Consider the following 26,655-nt stretch of genomic DNA (forward strand, 5'->3'; position numbering starts at 1 on the left):
TCATGGCGTGCCGACCAAGGCGCGCGCCAGAAACCCGGCTGTGCGGCTGTGTTCACACTCAGCCACCTGCTGTGGCGTACCACTTGCCACCACCTTGCCACCTGCGTCCCCGGCCCCTGGACCGATGTCGATCACCCAGTCACTCTGCGCCACCACGCGCATGTCGTGCTCGACCACCACCACGCTGTGCCCGGCCTCGACCAGGCGGTTGAGCTGTGCCAGTAAGCGATCGACATCCTGTGGATGCAGGCCATTGGTGGGTTCGTCCAGCACATACAAGGTCGCTGCGCGGGTCACCCGCTGCAGTTCGGTGGCCAGTTTGATCCGCTGCGCCTCGCCGCCGGAAAGCTCGGTGGCCGGCTGGCCCAGGCGCAAATAGCCCAGGCCGATATCCTGCAGAACTTCCAGGCAACGCCGCGCCGACGGTTGATCGGCAAACACCTGCAGCGCTTGCTCGACGGTCAGTTGCAGCACCTGGGCGATGTTCATCCCCTGCCAGGTGACTGCCAGCGTCTCGGGGTTGTAACGGGCGCCATGGCAGGTCGGGCAGGGGGCATAGACACTCGGCATGAACAGCAGCTCGATACTGACAAAGCCTTCGCCTTCGCAGTTTTCGCAACGCCCCTTGGCCACATTAAACGAAAAGCGCCCGGCATCGAAACCGCAGGCCTTGGCCTGCTCAGTGGCGGCAAACAGTTTGCGCACGCCATCGAACAGCCCGGTATAGGTCGCAAGGTTCGAGCGTGGCGTGCGGCCGATGGGCTTCTGGTCGACCTGCACCAGCCGCTTGATGCTGCCAAGCCCCGCGCTGACGCGCCCGCTGCTGGGCGCCTCGGGCTCATCTTCAAGGCTGTGCTCTGGCGTCTGATCTTGCTGCCTGGCCTGGCCCAAATGTGCACCCACCAGCTCCAGCAGGGCCTGGCTCACCAAGCTCGACTTGCCTGAGCCTGAAATGCCGGTGACCGATGTGAAGCAGCCCAAAGCAAAGCGTGCACTGACATTGTCGAGGTTGTTGCGCGTGATGCCATCAAGCACCAGCCAATCGTGGGGCTGGCGGGGCGTGCGCTCAGTAGGGCGCTGCTTGGCGAACAAGTAGGCAGCGGTGGGTGAGCCCTTGATCTGCGCCAGGCCACTGGGCGGGCCGCTGTACAGCACCTGCCCGCCATGTTCACCGGCCGCAGGGCCGACGTCCACCAACCAGTCGGCGCGGCGCATGGTATCCAAATCGTGCTCCACGACATACACCGAGTTGCCCGCCTGCTTGAGCCGCTGCAAGGCGTCGAACAGCGCTTGGCTGTCCGCGGGATGCAAGCCGGCCGAAGGCTCGTCGAGCACATAGATCACCCCGAACAGCTGCGAGTTGAGCTGTGTGGCCAGGCGCAAGCGTTGCAATTCGCCAAACGACAGGGTGGGTGTGCTGCGTTCAAGGGCCAGATAACCCAGGCCCAGGTCGATCAGGGTATCGATCCGCTCCAGCAGTTCGTTGGCAATGCGTTGTGCAGCCAGGCGCTTTTCCAGTGTCAGCCCATCGTCGTGCGCGTCCAGGTAGTCGGGAGCTGACACTTGGCGCAGCACCTGGGCCAATGCCTGTAACGACAGCCGCGACAGCTCACCGATGTCACGCCCGGCGAACGTCACCTCAAGAGCCGCACGCTTGAGCCGCTTGCCCTGGCATGCAGGGCACGCGCTGGGCCGCATGAATTGCCCCACGCGTTTGCGCATCTGTGCGCTTTGCGAATGCATGAAGGTGTGCAGTACATAGCGCCGTGCGCCGCTGAAGGTGCCCTGATAACTCGGCTCCAGCTTACGCTTGAGCGCTGCACGGGTCTGCGCAGGTGTCAGGCCCGCGTATACCGGCACGGTGGGCGTTTCTTCGGTGTAGAGAATCCAGTCGCGCTGTTCCTGGGGCAGTTCGCGCCACGGGATGTCGACGTCGTAGCCCAGGGTCACCAGGATGTCACGCAGGTTCTGCCCCTGCCAGGCCATCGGCCAAGCCGCCACGGCACGCTCGCGGATGGTCAGTGACGGGTCGGGAACCATGGTCGCTTCGGTCACTTCATAAACCCGCCCCAGGCCATGGCACTGCGGGCAGGCGCCCTGGGGGGTATTGGGCGAGAAGTCCTCGGCGTACAGCATCGGCTGCCCGGCCGGATAGTGACCGGCGCGCGAATACAGCATACGGATCGAGCTGGACAGTGTAGTGACGCTGCCCACCGACGATCGGGCGCTGGGGGTACCGCGCTGCTGTTGCAGGGCCACGGCCGGGGGCAGGCCTTCGATCGCGTCGACGTCCGGCACGCCCACCTGGTCGATCAGCCGCCGGGCGTAGGGAGCCACTGATTCGAAGTAGCGGCGCTGGGCTTCGGCATAGAGCGTGGAGAAGGCCAGGGAGGATTTGCCCGAGCCCGACACCCCGGTAAACACCACCAGCGCGTCACGGGGGATGTCGACGTCGACGTTCTTGAGGTTGTGTTCACGGGCACCGCGCACGCGGATGAACCCGTTGGGGGTGGGCTGGCGAGGCGACATAAAGCGGTCCTTGGCGGGTCGGAACGCTCAAGGTAGCAGTATTTGCCTGGGCTGTGACCGGCTAGTTCGCGGGTTTGTCCGCGAACGAGCCAACGCGTTAGCTAGAAAATCAGGACCGTTCGCGAGTGCCCAGCACATCGCGAATGTTGTCCACCACATTGCTGTCCTTGATCACGTCGCTCAGCCAGCCTTCCAGCGGCATGTTGCCCCATTTGATGGCGCGCTCGATCAGATAAGGGACCGGGCTTTGCGGCTCACTCTGCTTGAAGAACTGAGCGATGCCGGCGAGCATGGTGAAGGCTTCATCGCGGGTCAGTGGCGTGGTGCGCATGGGCGCCGGTGTGGCGCTTAGGGCGGGCGTGCTCATCGGTTCATCTGCCTCGCTGTGGTGGGCAGCAGTGCTGTCAGGGGTTGCTTCGGTTAATGCCGCAGGATGCAGTTCCACCCCGCGGTCCTTGAGCAATTTTTCGGCCAGCTGGCTTGCGCGCGTGAGCATGTCTGCAAGGCTCGCAAAGCTTGGAGCTTCATGCCCGAACAAGCGGTCGATGCTGGTTTGCAGCCGATTGCAGGCCTGCAGGCTGGCGGCCAGCTGCAAGGCCTTGTCGCGCAGGTGCTCAGTGTCGCTCAGTGCCACCGAGCGCTGGAAGATTTCGGCATTGATCTTGCCTTCGTTCAAGGCAGTTTGCATCGCCTTGGGGTTTTGCAATGCAAGGTTTTCTACATGGCGTGATTCGTCATAGCGCAGCACGCCGAAATTCTGCCCTTGGGTAATGGGCAAGCCACCGGCAATGTCGGTGAGCGTGGTTTTGAGCCAGGAAAGCCGTGCAGCGCGCTCCTCCAGGCCGTCGTCAAGCGATGGGTAGGCGCTTTCCCAGAATGTGTCGAGAATGCGCTCGGTCAGTTCCAGGCCAAAGGTGATGCCGTCGAAGTGCTCGCGATGGGCCAGGCCTTCGCTGAGCCAGGCCACCAGCATCAAGTCTTTGCTCTGCTCGATCAAACCCTGAGCCGATAGCTGGATGACCTGTTCCCAATCGGCGGTTTTCAGGTCGGTCTGCCAGTCGCCTTGGGTCAGGTAGTCAGGGTCTGCCCGGCGGGCCTCCTTGATCTGATCGAACAAGGCGGAGAAGCTCAAGTCTTCGCCACTGCCACCGTCTATCGGTGCGGCCAGCTCGGCCAGCGAAAGGTCTTTGAGGATTTCAGGCATAAAACACTCTGTTCAGGCAAAGGAAGCGACGTGCCGGGCCAGCCGGCACAACGCGGAACATGGGCCGCGCGCGCGGCCCATGGGCACATAGGTGCTTAGGCGAACACCTTGTTCGCGGTGCGGTCCCAGCCACCGACGATGTTGCCGCCGGCCTGGCCGTCGGTGCGGTTCTGTTGGGTGTAGGTGGTCTTGATGCGGGCGAAGTTGAAGCTGATCTCTTCGATCGGCAGGTCGCTCACGGCTTTGTCTTCGCCGCCCTGGTTGCCACCGGCGACGAAGCGCACGGACGACACGACCACTTCTTCCATGTCGATGGTCAGGTAGGTGACCTTGTCGCCACCGGCACGGTTGACGTTCAGCTTGAGTTTGGCGATGTGCTTGCCGGTGCAGCAGTGCTCGAACAGCTTGGCCGAGGCCTTGTCGACTGCCTTGCGGATCTTGAAGTCGCTCAGGGCAACACGCTCGGAGGAAGCACCACCCGAGGAGCTTGCGGTAGCCGAGGTGGCCTGGGTGGCGCCGTACTCGTAGCCCAGCACTTCGATCCAGTCCTTGTGTTTTTCATCCAGTACTTCGCCTGGGATGCCGTCGATTTGGATATACGCGTCAAAAGCCATTGTGAAACTCTCCATTAACATCATTTGAAGGGTTGCTCATGCACCCCTTGGTTTTGACCTCGCCGACCCAGTCGGCAGAGGTAGCTTGCCGCCCTCCGGGCTTCCTCCAGTGAGGCCCGGGTGGCCGGTTCTTGCAGTGCGGCCTCAGTTGAGGCCGCGGACTTCGATTTCTACCCGGCGGTTGGGCTCCAGGCACTTGATCAACTGTGCCCGGGGTTGCTGCATGTCGCAGTTGACCAGCGGCTTGCGGCTGCCTTCGCCCTGGGCTACCACCAGTTCGGCGGGCACGCCCTTGCCGACCAGGTAGGTGCGGATGGTCTGCGCGCGCTGCTTGGACACCTGCAGGTTGCCCTGGCTATCACCGAGTTGATCGGCGTGGCCGGAGATCACGATCTTGCCAATGTTGGGGGTGTTCAACAGTTTGCTGGCGATTGCGCTCAGCTGGCTCTGGCCCTCGTTCTTCAGGCTCTGGAAGTCCGCGCGACCGAAGGCAAACAGGGTGTCGGATTCAAGCGTGATGGTCTCGATCGCCCGCAGCGACTGAGCCCGCAGGCTGTCGATGTAGTTGCGCGAGCTGGACATCAGGAAGGCGTTGTCAAGAATGCGCGGTACATCCGGCTCGTGAATCTGGTCGCTGTAGAACGTGATCTGGCGGCTGGCATACAGGTAGTCCTGGTTAGCGCTTTGTGCGCCAGCTTCTGCCAGCGTCTTGCCGGTCTGGCGGGCGATGTCTGGGTACCAGTAGTCCGGCATGTGCGCTTTGAGGAAAGCCGGGTCGGCTTTTTCGCGCTGGGCTGGTGAAAGCATCACGTAGGTGTCCAATGTAGCCTTGCCGAAGTCTGCAATCGACTGTGCGCGGTTGTCCTGTGGCAGTGCCTGGGCCTGAACGCTATCGACACCTGTGACAGGCAGCAGCTCGCGGCTGTTGCGCTGGTAGACCTTGAGGGTGGTCAGCAGGTACAGGGTGCGGGTCAGATTATCCGCGGTGGGCTTGAGCATCACGCTCTGCAAAGTTGTGAAATAACGGCTGCGCAGGGTCGGTTCCACATCATGGCCTTTGTACAAGCCAAGGCGCATGCCGAGCGGGACTCCCTGATCGTGGTGCTGCCGATAATAGTGCGCAGTCCAGAAGCGCAGGCGGTCGAGGCTATGCCAAGCCGTGTATTGACCGTTCGCAGCCTCATCAGCGGACTTGGCCTGGGCCAATTCGTCAGCGATGCTGGCTAGGGTGGCGCGGTTGTTCAGGTACGACCATCCCCACAGGCTGCACAGCACCAGGCCTGCGAGGCTCGCGGCGCCTATCCAGGCGGCCTTGCGCCGGCGTTCGCGATGGTTGCTGGTGTACAAAGCGACCAGATGCTGGTCGGGGATGATGACCTTGCGGAACAGGCTGTTGATGAACAGAGGCGCTGCCTGGCCGGCGGTGCCGGTCGCGTCTGCGCTCTGTTCCAGGGCGAAGCGCTCTGCCACATGTTGGCCGTGGCTACCCCACCGGGCCTGGTCCGCCTCCAGGGCAGCAGTGAAGTAGAAACCACGCAGCATTTCTGCGGGTTGGTACGGGTTGGTGCGCAGCAGGCTATCGACGAACTGTTCAAGGCGCGGTTTAAGGGCTGCCAATTCCAACGGGAAACGGTAGGCAGCGTCGTTTTGCCGAGTGACCTGAATGTCCTGCTGCACCAACTGCTGGTTCGCCACCTGCTGCCAGTAGCCGGTCAATTCATCCATCGCCTTGGCAAAGCGTTGGCCCCAATTGGCCTGTTCGTAGCCTTTGTGCGAGAAGGTTTTACCCATCACCTCACCCCGTGCAGCGTCATCCAGCTGGCGGTAGAACGGGGTGAAACCGGCAATGAGGTCGCTCTTGGTGAACACCAGGTAGATCGGCAAGCGCACTTCCAACAGCGCGCAGCTCTCCTGAATGCGCTCACGCAGGCGTTTGGCTACGCGCTCCAGGTCTTCAGGCGAACCCTGCAGGATGTCGGCAATGCTGACGCTGACGATCAGACCATTGAGCGGACGACGTTGCCGATGCTGGCGCAGCAGTTGCAGGAAGCCGCGCCATTTGCCGGCTTCTTCCGGGCTGTTCATGTAGCGCCCGGCGGTGTCCAGCAACACTGCCTCAGCACTGAAGAACCAGTCGCAGTTGCGCGTACCGCCCAGGCCCGACACCCGGGCGCCTTCACGCTCGGCATAGGGAAAATTCAGGCCCGATTGCAGGATCATCGTGCTTTTGCCCGCCGCCGGCTGGCCGATCACCAAGTACCAGGGCAGGGCGTATAGCGCATCTTTGGCAGGGGTGCCGCGCGGCTTGTTGCTGTGCAGGCGCTCAAGGCTCTGCAACAGGCGTTCGCGTAGCAGGCTCACCTCTTCGCGGTCGGCCGGGGTGGCATTGAGCACTGCCTGGTCAGCGTCATCGCGCAGCAGGCCCTCAAGGTTATGGTGCTGGCCGGCGCCGCGGTAAAGCAGCAGTACATAGCCTGCCGAAAGCAACAGAAATACCCCGATGCCCGCCAGCAGGCTGTGCAGCGAGGCGAAGCCCAGGGCACGGCCAATCGCCCAGACCAGGAAGATCGCCAGGAAGAACGCCACCCCCAGCAGGTAGGGTTGATAACGCAGGCAGTAGTACTTGATCTTGTTCATACAGGCGTCGTATCCAGCGCTTCGACGAATTGGTCGATGATGTGTTCAAGAGGTCGGTCGTAATCGTAGGTGCACGGTGTTGCTGCCAGCGGGTTCAGCAGCTTGCGGTGCTGCTGCGCATCGGCGCAGCCCGTCAGCAGGCGATAGGCGCTGTTGGCATGGCGTGATGAAAAGCAGAACAGCCGCGGGTGCATGAAGTCGTCGGCCAGCAGGTTGACTGCCGGCACGCCTGGGTGCCCGCTCATGCGCATCAGCCAGTCCAGCCAGAGATCCGCCGTGGGGTTTTTCAGGCCGCGTTCTGCTGGCAATGGCAGCTCGATGCCGCCTTCGAAGTCGCCGTGCAGCGAGGCCCAGCAGGCCTTGAGCTGCGCCAACGCATTGGCGCTGTCGAAGTTGGGCCAGGAGCCGTGCAGGGCGCGGGCCACATCGGCAAAACTGAAGTCGCGAAGAAACTTGCCATGCACCCGGCGGAACAGGTCCAGGTCCTGTGCCTGAAGCGGTCGCAGCGCTTTGACCTGTTCGAACAGCAAGGTGCGATCGGCGCCCAGTACTGCCTGATGCAGCAACGGCTTGATCTGTGCACTGAACAGTTCACCGAGGGTGAACGGGTTGACCAGTGCCGCCCCTGGCTCGCCTTTGAGCAGTTGGAAGATGAAGAACGGGTAACGCCGCTGGCTGGCATCACGAGAACTCAGCAGGCCACCCAGCAACCAGTTGCCATTGCGTGCTCGGTAGTTGAAAAAGCACATCGGCAGTGCGTCGAACAACGCCTGCCAGTCCTCACGGTGGCGCATTGCCGCCAGTGAGGACTGCAGCCAGGCGTCGAATTCGCAGACTTCTTCCGCCGCGCCATGCAGGCTGACGAAGTCCGCGCTCGACGGCAGTTTGCCGAAGCAACCAATCATTGTGCGCCCCTGTCATTGAGGGCGCTGAGGGCCTTGACCTCACCCAGGTCGGTCAGCTTGACCCCACCAAAGTTACGCACGACCAGGCTCACCCGGCCGTTGGCGGTGTTCCAGCTGAAACGCTGCTGGATGCCGTCCAGGTCATCGACGCGGGCGCTCTCGTTCATGCGCAGCAGGCCCCAACGCCCAGGGAAATCGAACACTGTGACGCGGGTGCCGCTCAAGGTCACGACATCCAGGCGGGCGCCAGGGGCATTGCTGGTGCCGGGCCAAGCGAAGCGGCCCCAGCTGCTGCGGCCGTTGCGGTAGTGCTGTTCCTGACCGTCCAGGGTGAACACGATATCGGTGAAATTCGCCGACGGCTCGAGCATGATCTCGAACCCGTTATCGCGATCAGACAGGCTGGCGATCACCTGGCCCACCGAACTTGCCTTGTCGATACTGTTGAGCATGCGCGGATTGACCAGCGCAGGCCCCTTGCCGTTGCCGGCGCCCAGGCCTTCGCCACCTGCCAGGTTACCGATTTCATTGCGTTTGAAGGCTGGTAACAGGCCGCTCTCAGGGTCGACGAAGCGTTGCAGGTCTTTGACCGAGGCCTCGTTGCGGCTGCCACCGGCAATCGGATAGCGGTGCGCCATGACCTGTTCCCAGGGCTTGGCGATCTGTTGCGCCCAGGCTTTGGCAATCTGCTGGCCGGCTGGGTCACGCAAGGTCGCCCAGGCGTACTGGATCGGCAGGCTGAACAGCGCCTGCAGCGAGCGCGACAGGCCGTCCTGGCTGGTGTCTACACTGCTTTCCACGTAGTTGCGCACGGTGGTGACTTCGCTCGGCTGGCCTTCGAGGGTTTCGCTGATCAGTTGTTTGCTGCTCTTACCCACATCCTGCGAGCGCTGGATGTTGTTCATGCGCACTTTGAGCTTGCGCAGTGCAGCCAGGTAACGGTCCATGATGGTGCTGTCAGCGCCTTCGGCGTTGTTCTCGGCAAACACCCGTGCCACCGGCTCGAAACGCTTGGCCAGGCTGCCGTCGTCGACTGCCGGCAGGGCAGGGGCGACATGGGTGGGCGACGCCTCTTTGGTATCGAGCAGCCCGGTAACCTTGCTCCAGAAACCATCGTCGCGGCTCGCACCTGGGGTGGGGACCGCGTGCTTCACAGGCAGGTCCCATTGGGTGTTCTCGTTGACCGCTGCCAGCAGGTTCTTGACCGGCGAATGCTGTACATCGCTGAGCAGGCCCAGATGCTCGGTGGCCGATGCCAGGTCGGCGAAATGCCGTACGCCAACGCTGCTGACCATCTTGTACCAGGCCTGGGTGTAGTCGCGCTTGTAGCGGGCCATGAACTCGCGAACGAAGTTGGCCTTCTGCACGATGGCATCACCCCCCTCACCGTCGAGCACCCAGTCCGATTCGTTGCGCAGGTTGCCAGATACCAGCTTGATCAGCTCGGGCTTGACGAAGCTGTCCCAGCCCTGACGGGTGTAGATCGCAGGTACGCCTGCCGAGCCATACAGCAGCGCCCGACCTGGTTGCGGCACCAAGTCATTGAGGCTGAGTACGGGGAACTGGCGGCTGGATTCAAGCTGCAGGCGTAGGTACTCCCGATCCACCAGGGTGCTGGAGATCATGAACGATTTGAGGTTTTCCCGGGTTTCGGCGATCAGTTGCTCGTTGCGCGGTAGCGACGGTGCCTCGCCCTGTTCCAGCAGTTGCACATAAAGCGGTACGTTTTCATCGATCAGGCTGGCCTCTGCTGGCGAGCCCTGGGCCGCGGCACTGGCCCAGGCTTGCGGAAGGCTGGCGGCGATGAAGGCCGGCTCCGGATGGGCTTGGGGCTCGGTCAGCAGCAGGTAGAGCTTGAGCGTGTTGTAGGCGTCGATGATTGACGCCACCTGCTGCTCGTCCAGGCGTCCGAGCATTTCTTCGGAGAGCGACAGCCCGCCGGTCGTGGCCGACAAATCGGCCGCATCGCTTGCGGTGGCCAGGTTGACCTTGGCGGCGTAGGCGCCGACGCGGGTCTTGCTCAATGCCGCCTGGGCCTTGGCTGCTACAGCCGGTGCCAGGGGTTTGCCGCCGCGCTTGGTCGGGGGCGCAGCGGGAGTGAAGTCCAGGTCTTGGTTGATGCTGCTGGCAAAGGTGTTGAATGCGCGCATCTGCATCTGCAGATTGCGAGCAATTGGCTCCAAGGCCTGGCTGCGCAGTTGCGTCAGGTAAGCGGAGCGAGCCACCTGGTGGATCGCCTCGCCATGGTACAAGCCTGCGCTCAGTTGCAGCGGCACACCTTGCAGGCGATGGGCCTCAACGACAGCCATCTGTTCGCGCAGCAGTTGCAGGCCCTTGCCGGCGGCCAGTACCTGCTCGCGATCCTCTGCCTGCTCGATTTGCGCCAGTTGCCCGCGCAAGCTGTCCAGCCATTGGCGATTGTTGGCGAATGACAGAGCTTGCCAGCCAACGAACAGCACACCGGCGGCTGCCGCAAGGCCCAATATCAACGGGCTGAAAGCACCCTGGCCACCCTGGCGCGATTGGAACAGGGTCAGGTCGCGGTCAGGGAAGATCACTTTGCGGAACGTATCGGTGATGAAGTAGCTGCGGTTGCCGGCCACCTTGCCCGTACTGGCGGTGCCTTCATCGTAGGCGGCCTTGAGGGCGAATTCATCAGCGATGGCGTCTTCGTACACCTGCCCCAGTTGCTGATCGGTCTGCAGCGCGCTGGTGAAGTAAACACCGCGCAGCAGCAGCGCAGCGCCTTGGTGGGTACGTGTGAAATGTTCGAGGAACTGTTCGAGCACCCCGCTCAGGGCAGCGAAGTACTGCGGGAAGTTCAGCAGCGTGCTGTCGGCCTCGGCACCCAGCGCGATCATCTGCGCGTCGACGTGCTGGCGGACGTGGGCATGAAGGTTTTTCAGCCGGGCTTGCAACACGGCATGCAGGCCGTTGTTGCGTATCTCTGACAGGCCGAAGGTCATGCCAAGTGGCTGCTGGCGTTGCTGTAGGTCCAGGCCGTCGAAAGCCTGATTGAAGCCAGGCAGCTGGTCGGTCTTGCTCAGCATCAGGTAGACCGGTGGGTTGGCGTCAAGGCACTGCGCGTATTCTTGCACCCGCGCCACCAGTTGTTCGGCCAGGGCGTGACGCTCCTCGCTGTTGGCAGCCAGCAGCTCAGGCAGGCTGACCACCAACACCAGGCCATTGATCGCCGATTTGCCACGTTGCTTGCGCAGCATGCGCAGGAACGCGGAGAACTCGCTGGCCGATTGGTCGTCACGCAGGTAACGCCCGGCGGTATCGATCATCACCGCATCAGGGCTGAAGTACCAATCGCAGTGTTGAGTGCCGCTTTCACTGTCGTTAGCGGTAGCGATACTGGCCGACAGCCCGGAATGGGTGAGCAGCGAGGTCTTGCCGGCCGCCGACATGCCGATCACCAGGTACCACGGCAGGTCGGACAACGCTGCTTTGCCGCCGCCACCGGCAGAGCGGTCGGTACGCAGCATGGCGATGGCATGCTTGAGGCGCTCGCGCAGCACCTGCTGATCTCGGAATTCGCCGGTGGCATTCCACGAGCGGTCGACCTCGATCTGCAGCAGGTTCTCCAGGTTGTGCTCGGCACGAATCCGCTGGTACTGGCGCAACACCACCACCAGCAGGAAGCAGGCACTGATGATCGCCAGTGCTTCAGGCACGTGGTGACGCAAGACCGGTACCAGTGGCGCTATCAGCCAGCAGATCAACAGGCTCGCCAACCACAGCAGTGGCAGGAGAATCCAGAAACTCTTCAATAGACGCAGTAATGTTTTCATGTCTTCCTGACTCGGCTACCTGAAAGGGGCTCAGGCACTGAACAGCTGGCGGATTTGTTCGGAAAGGGCGGCAACGTCCTTGTCCAGTAACCAGTCGAGGGTCAGGTACAGCGCAACGCATACCAGCGCAATCAGCGCGATGTACACCCACAACGGCACTTCATGGCGCAGCATCTGCGACACCTGGTCAGGCAAAGCCCAATCTGGTGACAGGGCTTTGGGCGCCTTGCGATAGCGTGCGATGTCCTGGCCGAGGGTGTTGGCCAGATAGCGCAGTTGATCTTTCTGGCCAATGCTGAACTTGCCCTCGAAGCCCAACGCCAGGCACAGGTGGTATACCTCCAGCACATCGATGTTCTGCTTGACGTCGCCGCGCAGTGCCTCGATCTTCTCGAAAAAGCCTTCACCGGCCAGGTGCACGCCGAAGTAGCGGAACTGCAGAGGTTGCAGTTCGAAGTGCCGGCGCAGTTCGTTGTCACCGGAGCGCAAAACACTTTCGTCCAGGAAGGCGCACAGTGCGTATTGGGTATCCTTCACTTGCTCGGCGCTGTAGTTGGCGGCGCGAGCATCACGCTCAAGGTTGGCAAAGAAACGCTCGACGCTGCCTTCGAAGGCTTGCACCGAAGTCACCTGGCGGCCACGGCGCACGATCAGCGCCATGCTGATGAAGTCCTGGACCAGGTCCTTGAGCGTAGGTTTGTCGTTGGCGGCCGCGACGGCGCCCTGTTGCAGTACGGCTTCGGTCATTTGAGCACCGCCATCAATTCAAGCTTGAGGTTGGTAAACGCGCTGGGCGCGTAGAAGCAGATGCTCTGGGCATTCATCATTCGCTCATACACCGGGCCATGTGGCTCGATGGCGAAATACTGGTTGTCCAGGCGCACCGGGATCGCATTGGGCAGGCGCGCAGCGTGGTTGAGGGTGACGCCGGGCATCGCGCTATTGACCACGACTTCGATGTCTTCCGGTGAGCCGACTTTGAACGCACGCGGTACCAACTCCAGCAGGCTGGCACCTGGCATATCGGCGTGCACGGCGATGTAGAAGTCGGCTTCGACCAGCCGTGGGTCGCGCAGCTGGCCCTGCCAGTGGGACGGTTTGGTTTGAGTGAGGTCGATGACGATGCACTGGTTGGGCACCACATTGTCGAGCATCACCCGGATCATCTCGTCCAGCTTGACCAGCGAGGCAGCTGGGTCGTGGTGGTCGTACTCGGGCAGGTCGCTTAGCTGGGTATCGAGGGTGAACGTCAACAGCCCGCCGGCGAGGTCGGCGAGGAACAGATACAGACGCTCCGGATGCAGACGCGGGTGGGTCAGCAGGTGTGCAAGTTGCGGATGCGCACGGTTGACCGTGTTCAATAGCCAGAACAAGGTGACGTCGCTGGAGCCGAACTCGGCAATTTGGTCGGCCCGCTCACGCCGGCGCCCCGACAGAGCCTTGCTCTTGGCCTGCAGCGCACCCAGTAGGCGTTTGCCGATGCCGGCCAATGTCTCATGGCTGCCCAAGTGCAAGGTGGGGTGGACGAAATGGGGGTCGAGGTTGAAGCCGCCCATGCTGTTGCGCGTGAGTTTCGCCAGCGGGCAATGGCTGTAGCCGTCAAGGCTGTCACCGTCGACCAGCAGCACGACATTCAGGCGCAAGCTGGTGATTTCGTTCTCAAGGTCGCCCTCGTTGAGGTCGGGCAGGGTGTCGAACTGTTTGCGAAAGCGCCTGGCGACCTTGTCCGCCTGGCCGTCCTCGACATAATTCAAACCGAACGGCTCGGGCAGCTTCAAGGCAGCGTAAACCTTCAACTCGTTGGCTTTGAGCAGGTCTTTGAGGTCCCGCGCGGCCGGCAGGGGATCGTGCTGCGGCGCGTCGTACAGGCTGCCGTCGGGGAATACCAGCTTCAGGCGCTTGAGTTGCAGCGAACCGTTGGCCAGGGCATCTTCGTCTACCTGCAATACCTGCACACCAAAGTGGAATGGGGTGCTGCGCAGGGTCGCCTCCGCGAGCTGGTGCTGGTGAAACTCATCCTGGTACTGGAAGTGCTGGGGCAGCAGGAACATGCCTTCCGACCACATCACCCGGCTCTGCTTGCTCATTTAACGCTATCCACTAAAGAGTTGAGGGTTTTGTCCGCTGTGTTCTGGGCCGATTGGCCGGCCATGTCACGTGCCTTGTCGAGCGCTGCGTCCTGCACCTGGTCGGCAAAGGAGGGTTCGGCTTGGCCTGCCTTCTGCGCAGCCAATTGGTCAGCGGTCGGTGGCTTGTTGAGCACGTCAACGCCGCGGGTGGCGTGAATTTCGGTTTTGTCCACCAGCACCCGCAAGCCATCGGACGAGAACCAGATACCGTCCTTGCGCAGCGAGTCGGCGTCGAAGGCAACCTTCCAGCGGGCGTTCTGGTCATCGCGGAAAAACGCCGCCACGCCCACATAGCGCGCATTCTTGGCCAGCGGCCACTGGTCGATCTGGCCGATGCCGGGCAGCAGAATGATTTCCCGCGCCTCCACCAGGGTATTGCCCAAGGCCTTATCCGGGGCGTCCCACAGGGTGTCGGCATCGCTTGCAGCGAAGCGCTCCAGGTCGGTCAGCTGATACACGCGCATCACCACCGACAGCGGTTTGCCATCGCTATCAGGGTTGAGTTGGTTGCCGCCATCGGAGGTGAGGATGACTTTCTCGCTGTCGGCCAGCATGTCGGCCGCCCAGCTGTCATCCATGCGCTTGCCGATACGGTCGGTAACCCCGCAGCCAACCAGCGCCAATAACAGAGCAGCGGTGGTCAGGTGCTTGAGGGCGGTGTGCTTGTGTTGCATGACGGCTAAACCTCCTTGTACGGCTCAGGCCAGGCGATAGGCGAAATCGCCATCGCTGCCCAGCTCGATCGTCAAACGCTCGATCGGCGCGTCCTGGGCCATGCGCTCGAGTACACGCTGCGCGAGTTCAGGCATCAGGGTCTGGGACAGAATGTTGTCGATGTTGCGAGCACCGCTGTCCACCTCTGTGCAGCGGGCGGCGATGGCCTTGATCAGCGGCTGGTCATAGCTCAATTGGGCGTTATGGTTGCGGGCCAGGCGCTTGGCGATACGCTCAAGCTTCAGAGCCACGATGCGTTCCAGTATCTGGTCCTGCACTGGGTAGAACGGCACGATGCTCAGGCGGCCGAGGAAGGCTGGCTTGAACACCTGGTTGAGCTCGTCGCGCAAGCCTTCGACGATGGCGGCCGGCGTTGGCAGCTCGGTGGCGTTCAGGCACGTCTGCATGATGTGCTCGGTACCGGTGTTGGACGTCAGGATGATCACCGTGTTGCGGAAGTTGATCTCGCGGCCTTCACCATCGTCCAGCACACCTTTGTCAAATACCTGGAAGAACAGTTCGAGCACATCCGGGTGGGCTTTTTCCACTTCGTCCAGCAGCACCACACTGTAGGGTTTGCGGCGCACCGCTTCGGTCAGCACACCGCCTTCCCCGTAACCGACGTAGCCGGGCGGCGAGCCTTTGAGGCTCGATACGGTGTGCGCCTCCTGGTACTCGGACATATTGATGGTGATCAGGTTGCGCTCACCGCCATACAAGGTGTCGGCCAAGGCCAGGGCAGTTTCGGTCTTGCCGACGCCGCTGGGGCCCAGCAACAGAAAAACCCCGATTGGCTTGTTCGGGTCTTCCATGCGCGCTCGGGAAATCTTGATGCGTTTGCCGATTTCCTGCAGGGCGTGGTCCTGGCCCAGCACCCGCTCGCCAAGCAGGGCTGGCAGGCGTTGCACGGTGTCGATCTCGTCACGCAGCATTTTGCCCAGCGGAATGCCGGTCCAGCCGCTGATTACTTGGGCAATGGCGCCGCTGTCGACCAGCGCGTGGACCAGCGGCTGGTCTGCTTGCACGCGCGCTAGTTCCGCGCGCAGGGTGTTGAGCTGCGTGGCATCTGCGTCATTGGCGGCATCCAGCGCCTTGAGCTGCTCGACCAACGCCAGTTCCTGCTGCCATTGCTCGTTCAGCTGCTGTTCCTGCAGCTGTTCAGCCTGCAGGGCCGCTTGGAGTTCGCCAAGGCGGCGGGCGTGGTCGTGACCTTTGTCGGCCTCATGGCCGAGCACGGCGATTTCGGCCTGCAGGTTGTCGATCTGCCGGCGGCAGTCCTCCAGTGCTCCGGGCTGCGAAGACTGCGCCAGGGCGATGCGTGCACAGGCCGTGTCGAGCACGCTGACGGCTTTGTCGGGCAGCTGGCGGCCGGTGATGTAACGGTTGGACAAGCGCACGGCCTGAACCAGCGCCTCGTCCATCACCGCCACCTTGTGGTGCTCGCGCATTTTGCCGAGCAGGCCACGCAGCATGTGGATGGCTTTGTCCTCGTCAGGCTCTTCGACCTTGACCACCTGGAAGCGGCGGGCGAGGGCGGCGTCCTTCTCGAAGTACTTCTTGTATTCAGCCCAGGTGGTGGCGGCAATGGTGCGCAGCTCGCCGCGGGCCAAGGCCGGCTTGAGCAGGTTGGCTGCATCGTTCTGCCCGGCCTGGCCGCCGGACCCGATCAGGGTGTGCGCCTCATCGATGAACAGGATTATAGGGTGCAGGCTGCGCTTGACCTCTTCGATCACGGCCTTCAAGCGGTTCTCGAACTCGCCCTTGACCCCGGCACCGGCCTGTAGCAGGCCAAGGTCGAGCGTGTGCAGGGCCACATCCTTGAGTACGCCTGGCACATCGCCTTGAGCGATGCGCAGCGCCAGGCCTTCGACCACTGCGGTCTTACCCACCCCGGCTTCGCCGGTCAGGATAGGGTTGTTCTGCCGGCGGCGGGTGAGGATGTCGACCATCTGCCGGACTTCGAATTCACGGCCCAGCACCGGGTCGATACGGCCTTCTCGGGCACTTTGGGTCAGGTTGACAGTGTACTGGTCAAGCGCTGGGGTTTTACCGCCAGGCTTGGCACTGCTGGCGGGCGTTGCTGCAGGGTTCGCCAGGGCGCTGGCCTGCTTCGACTCGGCACTGCCTTCGACCAATGCGGCCAGGTTCACACGCAGGTCATCGGCGTTGATTTTTTCAAGCTCTGGGGCCGAGGCAATCACCACCCGGCGCAGTTCGGCATCGTCGAGCAGGGCCTGGAGCAGGTGGCCGCTGCGGACCTGTGCTACGCCGTATTCGATCGATGCCAGCAGCCAGGCTTGTTCGATCATGCGGGTGATGTGCGGCGACAGCGCCGGGGTGCGGTTATTGCCCTTCTTGAAGGTGCCCAAGGCGGTTACCAGCTGCGCCTGCAGGCGCTCTGCGACGACGTCGTAGTGACGCAGGATCGGCGCCAGGTCGCTGTCGCTGTTGTCGAGCAGTTGCAGCAGCAGGTGCTCGACCTCCACATCATAGTGGTGCTCGGACAGGCACAGGGTCGCCGCGCTTTCGGTGGCCGTGCGGCTGGTTTCGTTAAGCTTGGCGAACAGAGACTTCAGGTTCACAAGGCGACCCCATCGTAAGGAATGTGGAAAACGGCGCACCGCGAAGGTTGCGCATCACGCTCAGGGCGTTTGAGCCAGCCCAGCCAGCCCAATGCAACATTGCCGCTGCGCCCCAGCTGGGCGCGGGGCACAGCCTCGCGCTTGAGGCGCGGGGCGATTTCGAAGTCCAGCTCGGCGCCTATATAGAAGCGCACCAGCTCGAGCAGTTTGCGGTAGCACTCGGTGCCCGGCTGGAACCGCTGGTAGTCGGCAAGGTTCAACGGGCCTAGCTCGATGCGGATGCAAGACTGGTAGTCCCAAACGCGGTTACCCGCGACCGCGCTTTGCCCCAGTTGCGCGTTCTTGCGCCCCAACTGGGTGCGTTGCTCTGGCTCTAGCCTCAGCCAGCGGCCAGCGAACTGCTTTACCTTGATTGGCAGCGCGAAATAAAAGCCGAGCATTACCTCAAGGTTGAGGGCGTTACGCGGCTTCTGGCTGAGCAGGCCGGCAAAGTAGTTGAACAGCTCGCGTGGCAGCGCCGAGGGTTGCTCTTCGAATTTGAGCTTCTGCGCCCGCGGGCCGAGCCCTACCAGGTTGAGCAGATAGCCATCGAACCCGGAGGTGCCGTTGCGCTCGTGCTCGATGTGAAATTTGTACTTTTGCCAGGCCTCGTAGAACAGCGTGGTCATGCGGTGCGAAAAAATATCCAGAAACGCATGGGCAGCGTCGTCGCGATACTGCACGTGGCGCTCGAGCAAAAGCTCGGTATACGGGCGCGGCAGTACCCCCGATGGCCCCACCAGGCCCATGAACGTGACTTGCACTTCGGACAGCGGCAGGCCCGCCGTGGACACCTTGCCCTCGCGCTCGAAGTGCAGGTCGCTGACCTCGCTAGCGGGGAAGGCCAGGGACAGCTGGGTGCGAAAACGCAGCGGGTCTTCGTGCGGTCGGGTCGCCAAGTCCATGCGCCCGGTACGGCTGTAGTGCAGGCGGAGCAAGCGCACCAATTGGAAAAATTCGAATCGATGCGGTTCGGCTCGTGCCTGATCGATCAGACCAGGGGCTGATCGCCAGTGCGTGCTGGCCATTGGACGATTCTCTTCTCTCGTTGTTGGGAGCGCAGGCTCAGTTGGGTGAAGCTGTTCATCGAGCAGTACTGGCCGAAGAAGTGGTCCAGCACCATGCCAAACAGAAACACGCCACTGCCGATGAACTGGCTTTCGTCAAGGGTGAGGGTGATGCCAACGCCCCTCACGAAGTTCGGCCGCGGGTGGCCAATACGCGCTACGGCCGGTTCGCTGCTGATGGCTTTGATGCCGTTGATCTGTTTGCGAATGGCCGAGACATTGCGGTAGTTGTACAGCGACAGCAGCTCGAGCAGCACTTCGCGGCCCTGGCTGACCAACGACAGGTGGTTCAGCGACAGGTGCGCGATCAGCCGCCAGATCAGCCCCTTGCCCAGGGGCACACGCACTGTGGCAGTAGGTTTGCGCAGGCAGCGGATGTCCTTGATCACCGAGTTGGCCGGAATGTTGAATTCGCCGCGCTCGCCACCGAAGGGCAGCATCAAGGGCACATCACGGTTGCTGCAGGTCAGGCCGATGCTCAGGGTATCGCTGCTGGCGTCGATCAGTTCCAGGTCGCGGTCAACCACACGGATGCTCATGGCGGTGGCATCGCCCTGGTTGCGCCGGCGCGCAATCCAGAAGCTGGTGTGCGGGCTTTGCTCGCCGCGCGGCTCGAAGAACGGTTGGCAAGTCGCCACCTGGTCGATGCCGCCGAGCTTGCGAACACGGCGCACCCGGTCGATCGATACCACTTCGGCGGCATTGTGCAACCGCGTATCCGGGATGACCGGATACTCATGCTGGGTGTGGGTCAGCTTGATCGGCTCCGCCTGTTGGCGGAACAGATTGATGATGGGGGTGCAGTTGAGCTTGAAGTTGTTGCGCCCAACGTTTTGGCTCAGCCGCACCAGGCGGTCGCTGAGGTCGTAATCGCTGAAGTAGAAATTGACCTCGACCTGCTCGATCGCTTTGCCTGCAAGGATGCGGGCCAAACCACTGAGGTCGAAGAACATGAATTTGTCGGGGAAAGTGAAATACTCGTGCAGCAGGCGGTAACCCAGGAACGAGCGCTCGGAGTAATCCACCAGCCCTTCATCGCGCGCATAGCCCACTGCCTTGAGTGCTGCGGCCGGCAGGGCAACCTCGCGGGTGCGCCCCTCGTCCTGGAAGCTCAGGGTGGCTTTGGCCAAGTTGTTGAACAGCAGCTCATACAGCTGCAGCATCAGGGTCGCCTCACCGTCCAGGAAGAACCGCAAGCGGTCGACTTCCATCTGGCCAAACAACGCCTCGCCCGTTGCTTGCAGGCCGATGCGCAGGCGCGCCACCAGGTCGGCGCTGTGGCCGTTGAACGCTGAACGTTCCATTTCCACGAAGGACGCCTGATGGACGCTGATCGGCCACAGCTCCACCGGGTAACAGGTGCGGAACTTACACACCACACCTTCCACGGCGTTGGCCTGCATTTCAGTATGGCGAGGCACCAAGTAGGCCTCGGTCACTTTCTCGTGCTTACCCAGGCTCAACTCGGCAATCGACATCGAGGGTGTTGGGCGTAGGTAATGCGGGTACAGCACCTCAAGGAAGGATTCGACGATTTCCGGAAACTCGTCATCGAGCTTCTTGTGGACGCGCGCAGAAAGAAACGAGAACGCCTCGATCAGGCGCTCGGTGTGCGGGTCTTCGCAGTTGTCGCCTTCGATCAGCAACCGCGAAGCAATTTTCGGGTACTGCGCGGCAAACTCCTGGCCGAGGAAGCGCAGGTGCGACAGTTCCTTTTCGTAGTAGGGCAGCAGTTCGTCGAGCATCAGTTAAGGTTCTGCACTTTGTATTCCTGGGTGTTGACCTGCAGCACGGCGTCAAACGACACCTGGCGGCTGATGTCCTGCAGACGCAGCACGGCGTCGACACGGAAGGTCAACATACGGTGGCCATTTTCCTGGGCCAGCAATTGCACCCGCACTCGGCGAAAGCGCCGGTCGCCGGTGCTGATCGCCCTCTCCAGCTGTTGCTGGATGAGCCGGCGATCGTGAGGGTCGAGCACACTGCGGCTGATGAAGTCGGGCATGCCGTATTCAAGGATGGAACCACCGAGCTGCTTGAAGCGGTCGAGCTCCTGCGCGACCAGGGACTGGCGGGTATTTACCAGCACTTCAAGGTCGCGCACGATGCTGGCCTTGTACTCGGCCAGCGAACAGGTGCGCTGGGTGGCGGCTTCGGCCGACTGATGCGGACGATCGTCCAGCAGCCGGTCGAGCAGCGAGGGCAGCAGGCGGGCCTGATTACTCATGTGTCATCCCTGTACACAGTGGCCGATCAGCCGCGAGCGCCTTGCGGCAGCTCTGCCACCAGGCGCAGCGAGGCGGTCAGTTCGTCAAGCTGATAGTGCGGGCGCAGGTAGGTCACGGCTTTGTAAACCCCAGGTTTACCGGGCACCTCGAACACCTCGGCGCGGGCTTCGCGCAGCGGGAACTTGGCCTTGGCTTCTTGGCTTGCGGTGTCGTCGAGCAGCACATAGCTGGCCAACCACTGGTTGAGGAAACGCTCGACATCCATGCGCGAGGCGAAGCTACCAATCTTGTCGCGCATGATGGCCTTCATGTAATGAGCGATGCGCGAGGTGGCGAAGATGTACTGCAGCTGTGCCGACAAGCGTGCGTTGGCGTTGGCGATGTCGGTGTTGTACTGCTTTTGCTTCTGCGCCGACTGGGTGCCGAAGAAGGCGGCATAGTCGGTGCCCTTGCAGTGCACCAGCGGGATGAAGCCAAGGTCGGACAGCTCTTTTTCGCGGCGATCGGTAATCGCGATTTCGGTGGGGCACTTGAGGGCGATTTCGCCATCGTCGGTCTTGAAGGTGTGGGTGGGCAGGCCTTCGACCAGGCCGCCACCTTCCACGCCGCGAATCGCCACGCACCAGCCGTAGCGGGAGAAGGCATCGGTAACGCGGGTGCCGAGCGCGTAAGCAGCGTTCATCCACAGGTATTTGTTGTGGTCGCGGCCATCGACGCTTTCGACGAAATTGAATTCTTCGACCGGCGAGGTATCCGGGCCGTATGGCAGGCGGCCGAGGACGTGCGGCAGGGTGAGGCCGACGTAGCGCGAGTCTTCCGAGGCGCGGAACGACTTCCACTTGGCGTATTCGACGGTGTCGAAGATTTTTGCCAAGTCACGCGGGCCGGACATCTCGGTGAACGAGTCCCAGCCGAACAACTCGGGGGAAGCTGCCGAAATGAACGGCGCGTGGGCTGCAGCTGCCACGTGCGAGATCTCTTCGAGCAGGTACATGTCTTCTGGGCTGCGCTTGAACTCGTAGTCGCCGATCAACATGCCGAACGGGGCGCCGCCGAAGGTGCCGTACTCTTCTTCGTAGACCTTCTTGAACAACGCGCTCTGGTCGAATTCGCTGGCCGCTTTGAGGTCGCGCACCAAGTCTTTCTTCGACGCGTTGAGCAGGTGAATTTTCAGCGTGGTGCTGGTTTCGGTCTGATCGACCTGGTACTTCAAGCCACGCCAAGAGGCTTCCAGTTGCTGGAATTCACGGGCGTGCATGATTTCGTTCATCTGCTCGGAGAGCATCGAATCGATTTCAGCGATGCGCGCATCGAGTACCGCGATCAGGTCCTTGCTCGGGGTCATTTCGCCCTCGAGCACTTGGTTCACCAACTCGCCGATCAGGTCGCGGGTGCGATTACGCTCGGTGTCGGAGCGGGCCACGCGGCTTTGCGAAATGATGCTGTCGAGCAGCGAAGGCTGTGGTGCGAAGTTTTCCACTTCGACCAGGTCGCCGGCCTGTTGCGGTGCGGTTTGCTTATCGGTCATGTTCAGGCTCCTGCTCAGGCGCGATCGTCGCTGGACGGGTCTTTCACTTCGGCCTCACGGCCGAACTCCTTGCCCAACGTCTTGAGCTTCTCGGTGTTCTGCAGCACGTCCATCAGCAGCTCTTCGAGCTTGTCGTTGCCGCCCATCTTGTTGCGCAGGTCAGCCAGCTTGTTGCGCACTTCCAGCAGCTTGCGCAGCGGCTCGACCTGCTTGACCACGTTCTGTGGCTCGAAATCTTCCAGGCTGTTGAAGTTCAGCTCCACACCCAACTGCGTGCCATTCTTGGCCAAGGTGTTGTCGACGCGATACGTCAGGCGTGGCTTGATGCCCTTGAGCACGCCATTGAAGTTGTCGCGGTCGATGAAGACGAACTTGCGGTCCTTGAGCTTGGGCAGCGGCTCCAGCGGGTTGCCCGAGAAGTCGCCCAGCACGCCAACGACGAAGGGCAGCTCCTTTTTCTCGATGGCATCACCGATGTCCACGTCGTAAGTGATATGGACCCGAGGCGCGCGAACGCGGTCGAGTTTGTGCTGAGTGCTTTCCTTCTTCGCCATCGTGTTCTCCAGTGCGAGCAATTCGCTGCGAATCATTGCGCGGCCCGTGACCGGGCGCGGCGCGTTACAGTCCTTCGATCGTCAGCAGCAGGCGCTGACGGATTTCATCGTTCATTTCCAGGATATTGTCGCGGCCCACCAGTTCTTCGAAGCTGGTGTTGCCGGCTATCTGCGTGCTGCTACGGATGACCGAATCGTCGGGAAGTTCCGAACGTACCGGTGAGCTGATGACGCAGAACGGCAAGTCGCCAAAGCCCTTGAGGCGCTCGAAACTAAGGCCGTAGCGCAGGCCTTCGAATAGCCGGCCGAGGCCTGGCGACTTGCTCAGGCAGTAGAACAAAACCAGGTAGTGCACCACGAAGCGGTACAGCTCGGCGCTGCTGCGGTTGGGGTCTTTGATGACGTTGCGAAACTGCGCCAGGTCGAAGGCGTGAAAGCCCACCACCCAACGGGTGGGGCTGGTGATGCGAATGACCTGGCCGCTTTGCTCGAGCACCTTGTCGTATTCGAGCGGGAACAGTTCGGGGGTGGTGCTGATCAGGTTCAGTGGCACTTCCAGCTCACTGACCAGCTGGAACGGGGCGGCCGAGCCGATGCGCTCGTAGAGCTCGATCAACGACTGGAAGTGGCCCTGGGTTTCACGCCCGCTGCTGCGCTGGGCGCCTTGCAGGTATTCGCCGAACAGGGTCTGCGGACGGATCAGCGGCGCCACGGTTGCGAGGTAATCCGCCGCCTGCGCTTTCAACGCATCGGAGATCGCTCGCGTCTGGCTACGCAGCTTGATCAGTGCTTCGACATCGAGAGTCTGTGTCATCGGTGCATTGTCCATGAACCTGCTTGATCGTCCTGAAAAAACCAATGGCGTGGACCTGAAGTCGCGCCTTCAAACTGCGGCAAAATCGAATGCTGGCACATGAATATCGTGTTGCCAGTAATGCCGAGTAGGGCACCTCACTGGGCAAGAAGTTCCGGTGCCGGGTGCGATTCTTTCCCTGTTCTGTGAACTTGCGCAATGATGGCCTGATGCTGGCTATGGAAGCTTTTCGCCACAGATACCGGGACTTAGCCCTTTAAAGAAAGGGGCCATAAGCAGGATGAACACGCATAACGTAACCAGGAAAAATTTTTTGCAAGTAGTGAACTGCATCTCATTTTTGCGCGCCAAGACCACTTCGATGGAGCGGCTAAGAGGGCTGCCGAAATGATGGCCATGCGACGGAATGTGGCGCTCCTCCAGCGCTTGCATGGCGGTGAGAGCGTGCTATTGGCAACTTGCAAAACACGTTGGCCAAGCCCGTTGAGGTGATAACCGATGGGCCACCCTCCAGCACGCTAAGCCTGGATTCTATCGGCGGATTTTCGCCGCTAACCGGAGGCCGCAGGGCGCGTGCTGAAAGAGGGACCGAGTCAGCTGGGCTTCATCGCGTCAGGGTCTTGAGCTTTTAGGCTGTCGATATGAGGCGCAGCTTGAGCGCTCATTGCTTGAAGGTTTCGCGCATTGATCAACAGCCTTACGGGATGAAACGCGAACTCGGGGATGCCAGTGATGAACAGCGCTCATCGGTCGGCAGCAAAGAAGCTTAGCGGTTCAATGGCACGCTCGAAGGCTCATCTCCGCGTTCAGTTAGGCTTCACGTTCGCAATACCTTCAAGTACGACGAGTTTGCCCGCCTGCTCGAAGAAACCGACCCGCTGGGCCGCAAGATCCAGTATGAATATCACCACCTGCCCACGCCGGTGACTTAGGGCGCCTACCTAGACGGCTGCACCTGGCGAGCGATTAATGCCGTAGCAAATGCAAAACCTGACGCGAGTTCGTTGGGAGCATCGGATAAAGTGATTAAGATCCAGAATTTACCCTTCAAAAGGGCGGCTTCTACAATGAGGAGCGACTTGCTAAAGTTGGCGTTGAGGATTCTGGTGACTTATAGGAGGCAACGATGGATTGGAAAGAGTTTGAAGTTGAGATTTTGAATTCTGTTAAGCGGGCAATTCAGGATTTGCTTGAGGAGCAGCCAAGCGAGCATTTTTATGCATTTGCTCTCTATACCGATAGTAGCGCTATGACTGTTGCTTTGGCGGCCAACTCTATTGAGGCGCTGGAGCTGAAACTACAGGAAGAGGACGAGGAGGAGCGCGATGAATGCCGCCCTTACTATCAATGGGCCACCTCTGAGTGGAAGTATGAAGGGTGGCGTAGTGATTTTTTTAGAAAAGCATCAGCGGAGCTGAGAGAGTCTGTTTTTCGAAATGATATTGAGGCATTCAGAAAAAATCTTTATTCGGCCATGACCAGCGTGCTCGGAGAGCTCCGGCGCTCTGATTTTTTCCATGGGTTCGTACTGAAAAATCCGACGCTCTTCGTCTCCGTCACAGATGACGATACGGCTGAGCTTGTGGAAAACCATTCGGCAAGATTGTTGAATGCGTCTAACGACTATGTCGACTTTATTAAAAGATATGAAGGGTGATGACGCACAGTCTTTGTCCCTTGGCTTGTTAAATGTGTAAAAGCATTTAGACTGCAAGCATACATGGTGGTTCTCTCTTATCCAGTGTTGCCATAACTGGCTATATTAACATTGCGAGATGGCTGCAAGCTAAGTCACCAGTAGTACTACGGCAGTGGGCATCTGCAACAGCTGAGTCTGAGGGTCAAGTGATCACCGACACGAAGCACGATGATCTGCACCGCGAGGTCTACCCTACCCAAGGCAAGCTCAGCAGTTGCTTTGGCTACGACCCCAGGGCGCGCAAGGGGCAGTTAAGGCGTTTAAATACTATTTTGAAAATGACGCTTTCTTAGAATTCTAGCTTGCAAAGCGTACTAAGATTTTTCAGGTTCTGTACGGAAATAGATGTCGGAAGCACCGTATGGAGAAAGCCAGTGAGATCATTGATGCGTAGCTTTTCGCGAGCTTCTCGAAGCGTAACACCATACAACGGCTCTCTTTCAGGGGCCAAACATGCGCTCAATGATATTACGCTGTCGGTATTATAGCCGGTCAAACAGTCAAGCTGCCGATCTTCGACGACACCGAAAGCCTGGCCGAGCTCTTGAATGAGGTTGACGACGAAGAAGTCGTTGCGCCAACCAAACTTCGCGGCAAGCGCAAGCTGCTGCCAGATGATTTGCCGCGTATCGAAGTTTTCCACGAACTGCCCCCTGCATGAACTGACTTGCGCATTTGGCTGCTGTGAACATGCCATCGGTGAAGAAGTCAGCGAACAGCTTGAAATCGTCCTGATGCAAATTCGCGTCATCCAACATGTTCGCCAAGTGTACGGCTGTCGGGACTGTGAGTCAGCGCAACACCCCGCCATGGTCTCTGCCGGCGAACAAGACCCTGAGTGGGGTCCTGACGCGCTCCACCAAAGGCAAATGCTCAAACGCCAACTTCTTCCGCTTCGAGGATAAAGCGGGCGCTGAGCAGATTATCATGCACGCCGAGCGCAACCTGGATACTGAGGTTGAAGCAGATGACAGTCTCATGATGGGCGGGAATCGAACGATCACCGTCGAAGGCAAACATTCCGAAACGATCAAGCTGGAGACCAGCATTGCGGTGGAGGAGGGTTCGTATTTTGTAACGGTGGATCAAGGGGCAGTGAAAATTAAGTCTGCAACGTCCATCACGTTGGAGGTCGGAAGCAGCAAGCTGGAAATGAAATCAGATGGCATGATAACCCTGTCGGGCATCTCCGTGGACGTTGCAGGCAGCAAAATAACTAATTTGAACAAGTCTTGATCAGCGACAAGGAAAAGTCCCATGCGTAACATCTACGACCGATTATCTGAACGGCGTGAACGTGAAGAGCACCTCGAACGTGAGCGTTTGGAAGAGGAGGCCCGTGATGCAGAACCCCCTCTGCCAGAGCGCTTTCTTACAAATGAATTGAGTTTCGTTCGTTCAGAAAGTTTAAAAGACAAAACATTTCACATCTTTACTATGACTGACGTCGGGCCGAGCCCATTCTCGTTCGTCGGCGGGCGGTCGCCAGTGGAGACGGATACGGACTTGGAGACGCATTAACACTATCCAAGATGAACCTTATGCAGGGAAAATCCTCACACATGACATGGATGTTGTCCATAGAAATGATCCGCTAATCAAAATTGAGCACAAC

The 26,655-nt window shown here is 60.7% G+C and carries 18 protein-coding genes and 5 pseudogenes; 6 read left to right on the forward strand and 17 right to left on the reverse strand.

The window, feature by feature from the left end:
- The 16 genes from ACK59H_RS04140 to ACK59H_RS04215 form a co-directional block, all read right to left on the reverse strand.
- The gene (locus ACK59H_RS04140; protein WP_060476448.1) at positions 1-2,529 is read right to left on the reverse strand and encodes an excinuclease ABC subunit UvrA; all 2,529 of its coding nucleotides are present in this window, start codon (positions 2,527-2,529) and stop codon (positions 1-3) included.
- Between the two features lie 109 nt (positions 2,530-2,638).
- A complete protein-coding gene (gene tssA, locus ACK59H_RS04145; protein WP_060476447.1) occupies positions 2,639-3,733 on the reverse strand; it encodes a type VI secretion system protein TssA in 1,095 nt (364 codons plus the stop codon).
- Positions 3,734-3,828: 95 nt separating this feature from the next.
- Complete coding sequence (locus tag ACK59H_RS04150; RefSeq protein ID WP_060476446.1) at positions 3,829-4,347, reverse strand: type VI secretion system tube protein Hcp; 519 nt, start codon at positions 4,345-4,347, stop codon at positions 3,829-3,831.
- A gap of 144 nt (positions 4,348-4,491) precedes the next feature.
- Positions 4,492-6,984 (reverse strand): type VI secretion system membrane subunit TssM, encoded by a 2,493-nt coding sequence (gene tssM, locus ACK59H_RS04155; RefSeq protein ID WP_060476445.1) that lies wholly within the window; start codon positions 6,982-6,984, stop codon positions 4,492-4,494.
- Positions 6,981-7,889, reverse strand: coding sequence for a type VI secretion system-associated protein TagF (gene tagF / locus ACK59H_RS04160; protein ID WP_060476444.1), 909 nt, complete (start codon positions 7,887-7,889; stop codon positions 6,981-6,983). The genes tssM and tagF overlap by 4 nt, the downstream gene beginning before the upstream one ends.
- Positions 7,886-11,686 carry a type VI secretion protein IcmF/TssM N-terminal domain-containing protein gene (locus ACK59H_RS04165; RefSeq protein WP_409264267.1) on the reverse strand — a complete coding sequence of 1,267 codons (3,801 nt, stop codon included), beginning with the start codon at positions 11,684-11,686 and terminating at the stop codon, positions 7,886-7,888. The genes tagF and ACK59H_RS04165 overlap by 4 nt, the downstream gene beginning before the upstream one ends.
- Before the next feature lie 30 nt (positions 11,687-11,716).
- Complete coding sequence (icmH, locus tag ACK59H_RS04170) at positions 11,717-12,433, reverse strand: type IVB secretion system protein IcmH/DotU (RefSeq protein ID WP_060476442.1); 717 nt, start codon at positions 12,431-12,433, stop codon at positions 11,717-11,719.
- Positions 12,430-13,773 carry a type VI secretion system baseplate subunit TssK gene (tssK, locus tag ACK59H_RS04175; protein WP_060476441.1) on the reverse strand — a complete coding sequence of 448 codons (1,344 nt, stop codon included), beginning with the start codon at positions 13,771-13,773 and terminating at the stop codon, positions 12,430-12,432. The genes icmH and tssK overlap by 4 nt, the downstream gene beginning before the upstream one ends.
- Positions 13,770-14,489 carry a type VI secretion system lipoprotein TssJ gene (gene tssJ, locus ACK59H_RS04180; protein WP_060476440.1) on the reverse strand — a complete coding sequence of 240 codons (720 nt, stop codon included), beginning with the start codon at positions 14,487-14,489 and terminating at the stop codon, positions 13,770-13,772. Before tssJ ends, tssK begins: the two co-directional genes overlap by 4 nt.
- Before the next feature lie 24 nt (positions 14,490-14,513).
- Positions 14,514-17,111: a type VI secretion system ATPase TssH gene (gene tssH, locus ACK59H_RS04185; RefSeq protein WP_409264268.1), complete on the reverse strand. Its 2,598-nt coding sequence runs from the start codon at positions 17,109-17,111 to the stop codon at positions 14,514-14,516.
- Entirely contained in the window at positions 17,108-18,178 is a 1,071-nt protein-coding gene (tssG, locus tag ACK59H_RS04190; RefSeq protein ID WP_060476438.1) for a type VI secretion system baseplate subunit TssG, read from the reverse strand. Before tssG ends, tssH begins: the two co-directional genes overlap by 4 nt.
- A complete protein-coding gene (tssF, locus tag ACK59H_RS04195; protein ID WP_186477216.1) occupies positions 18,142-19,962 on the reverse strand; it encodes a type VI secretion system baseplate subunit TssF in 1,821 nt (606 codons plus the stop codon). Before tssF ends, tssG begins: the two co-directional genes overlap by 37 nt.
- The gene (gene tssE / locus ACK59H_RS04200) at positions 19,962-20,444 is read right to left on the reverse strand and encodes a type VI secretion system baseplate subunit TssE (RefSeq protein ID WP_060476436.1); all 483 of its coding nucleotides are present in this window, start codon (positions 20,442-20,444) and stop codon (positions 19,962-19,964) included. The genes tssF and tssE overlap by 1 nt, the downstream gene beginning before the upstream one ends.
- A 26-nt stretch (positions 20,445-20,470) precedes the next feature.
- Positions 20,471-21,973 carry a type VI secretion system contractile sheath large subunit gene (gene tssC, locus ACK59H_RS04205; protein WP_060476435.1) on the reverse strand — a complete coding sequence of 501 codons (1,503 nt, stop codon included), beginning with the start codon at positions 21,971-21,973 and terminating at the stop codon, positions 20,471-20,473.
- Between the two features lie 14 nt (positions 21,974-21,987).
- The gene (gene tssB / locus ACK59H_RS04210) at positions 21,988-22,527 is read right to left on the reverse strand and encodes a type VI secretion system contractile sheath small subunit (RefSeq protein WP_028697264.1); all 540 of its coding nucleotides are present in this window, start codon (positions 22,525-22,527) and stop codon (positions 21,988-21,990) included.
- Between the two features lie 64 nt (positions 22,528-22,591).
- On the reverse strand, positions 22,592-23,341 hold the full coding sequence (locus tag ACK59H_RS04215) for a hypothetical protein (RefSeq protein ID WP_207870039.1): 750 nt from the start codon (positions 23,339-23,341) through the stop codon (positions 22,592-22,594).
- An 824-nt stretch (positions 23,342-24,165) separates the two neighbouring features.
- Between ACK59H_RS04215 and ACK59H_RS04220 the strand changes: the two are divergent.
- The 3 genes and pseudogenes from ACK59H_RS04220 to ACK59H_RS04230 all read left to right on the forward strand — a co-directional run.
- Positions 24,166-24,270 (forward strand): annotated as a pseudogene (locus tag ACK59H_RS04220) (RHS repeat domain-containing protein); the annotation flags it as partial.
- Positions 24,271-24,467: 197 nt separating this feature from the next.
- Positions 24,468-24,998, forward strand: a complete 531-nt coding sequence (locus ACK59H_RS04225) for a DUF4303 domain-containing protein (protein ID WP_060476434.1) — start codon at positions 24,468-24,470, stop codon at positions 24,996-24,998.
- A gap of 96 nt (positions 24,999-25,094) precedes the next feature.
- A pseudogene (locus tag ACK59H_RS04230) lies at positions 25,095-25,285 on the forward strand (hypothetical protein); the annotation flags it as partial.
- A gap of 44 nt (positions 25,286-25,329) precedes the next feature.
- On the opposite strand, the gene ACK59H_RS04235 reads toward ACK59H_RS04230, so the two are convergent.
- The gene (locus ACK59H_RS04235; RefSeq protein ID WP_196375110.1) at positions 25,330-25,683 is read right to left on the reverse strand and encodes a hypothetical protein; all 354 of its coding nucleotides are present in this window, start codon (positions 25,681-25,683) and stop codon (positions 25,330-25,332) included.
- Between ACK59H_RS04235 and ACK59H_RS04240 the strand changes: the two are divergent.
- The 3 pseudogenes from ACK59H_RS04240 to ACK59H_RS04250 all read left to right on the forward strand — a co-directional run.
- Positions 25,597-25,837: pseudogene (locus ACK59H_RS04240) on the forward strand (IS66 family transposase zinc-finger binding domain-containing protein); the annotation flags it as partial. The gene ACK59H_RS04235 and the pseudogene ACK59H_RS04240 overlap by 87 nt on opposite strands.
- Positions 25,830-26,276 (forward strand): annotated as a pseudogene (locus ACK59H_RS04245) (bacteriophage T4 gp5 trimerisation domain-containing protein); the annotation flags it as partial. The pseudogenes ACK59H_RS04240 and ACK59H_RS04245, both read left to right, overlap by 8 nt.
- 21 nt (positions 26,277-26,297) lie before the next feature.
- A pseudogene (locus tag ACK59H_RS04250) lies at positions 26,298-26,555 on the forward strand (cytoplasmic protein); the annotation flags it as partial.
- Positions 26,556-26,655: the final 100 nt, after the last annotated feature.

The organism is Pseudomonas sp. KCJK9000 (assembly GCF_046230725.1).
GTDB lineage: Bacteria > Pseudomonadota > Gammaproteobacteria > Pseudomonadales > Pseudomonadaceae > Aquipseudomonas > Aquipseudomonas promysalinigenes.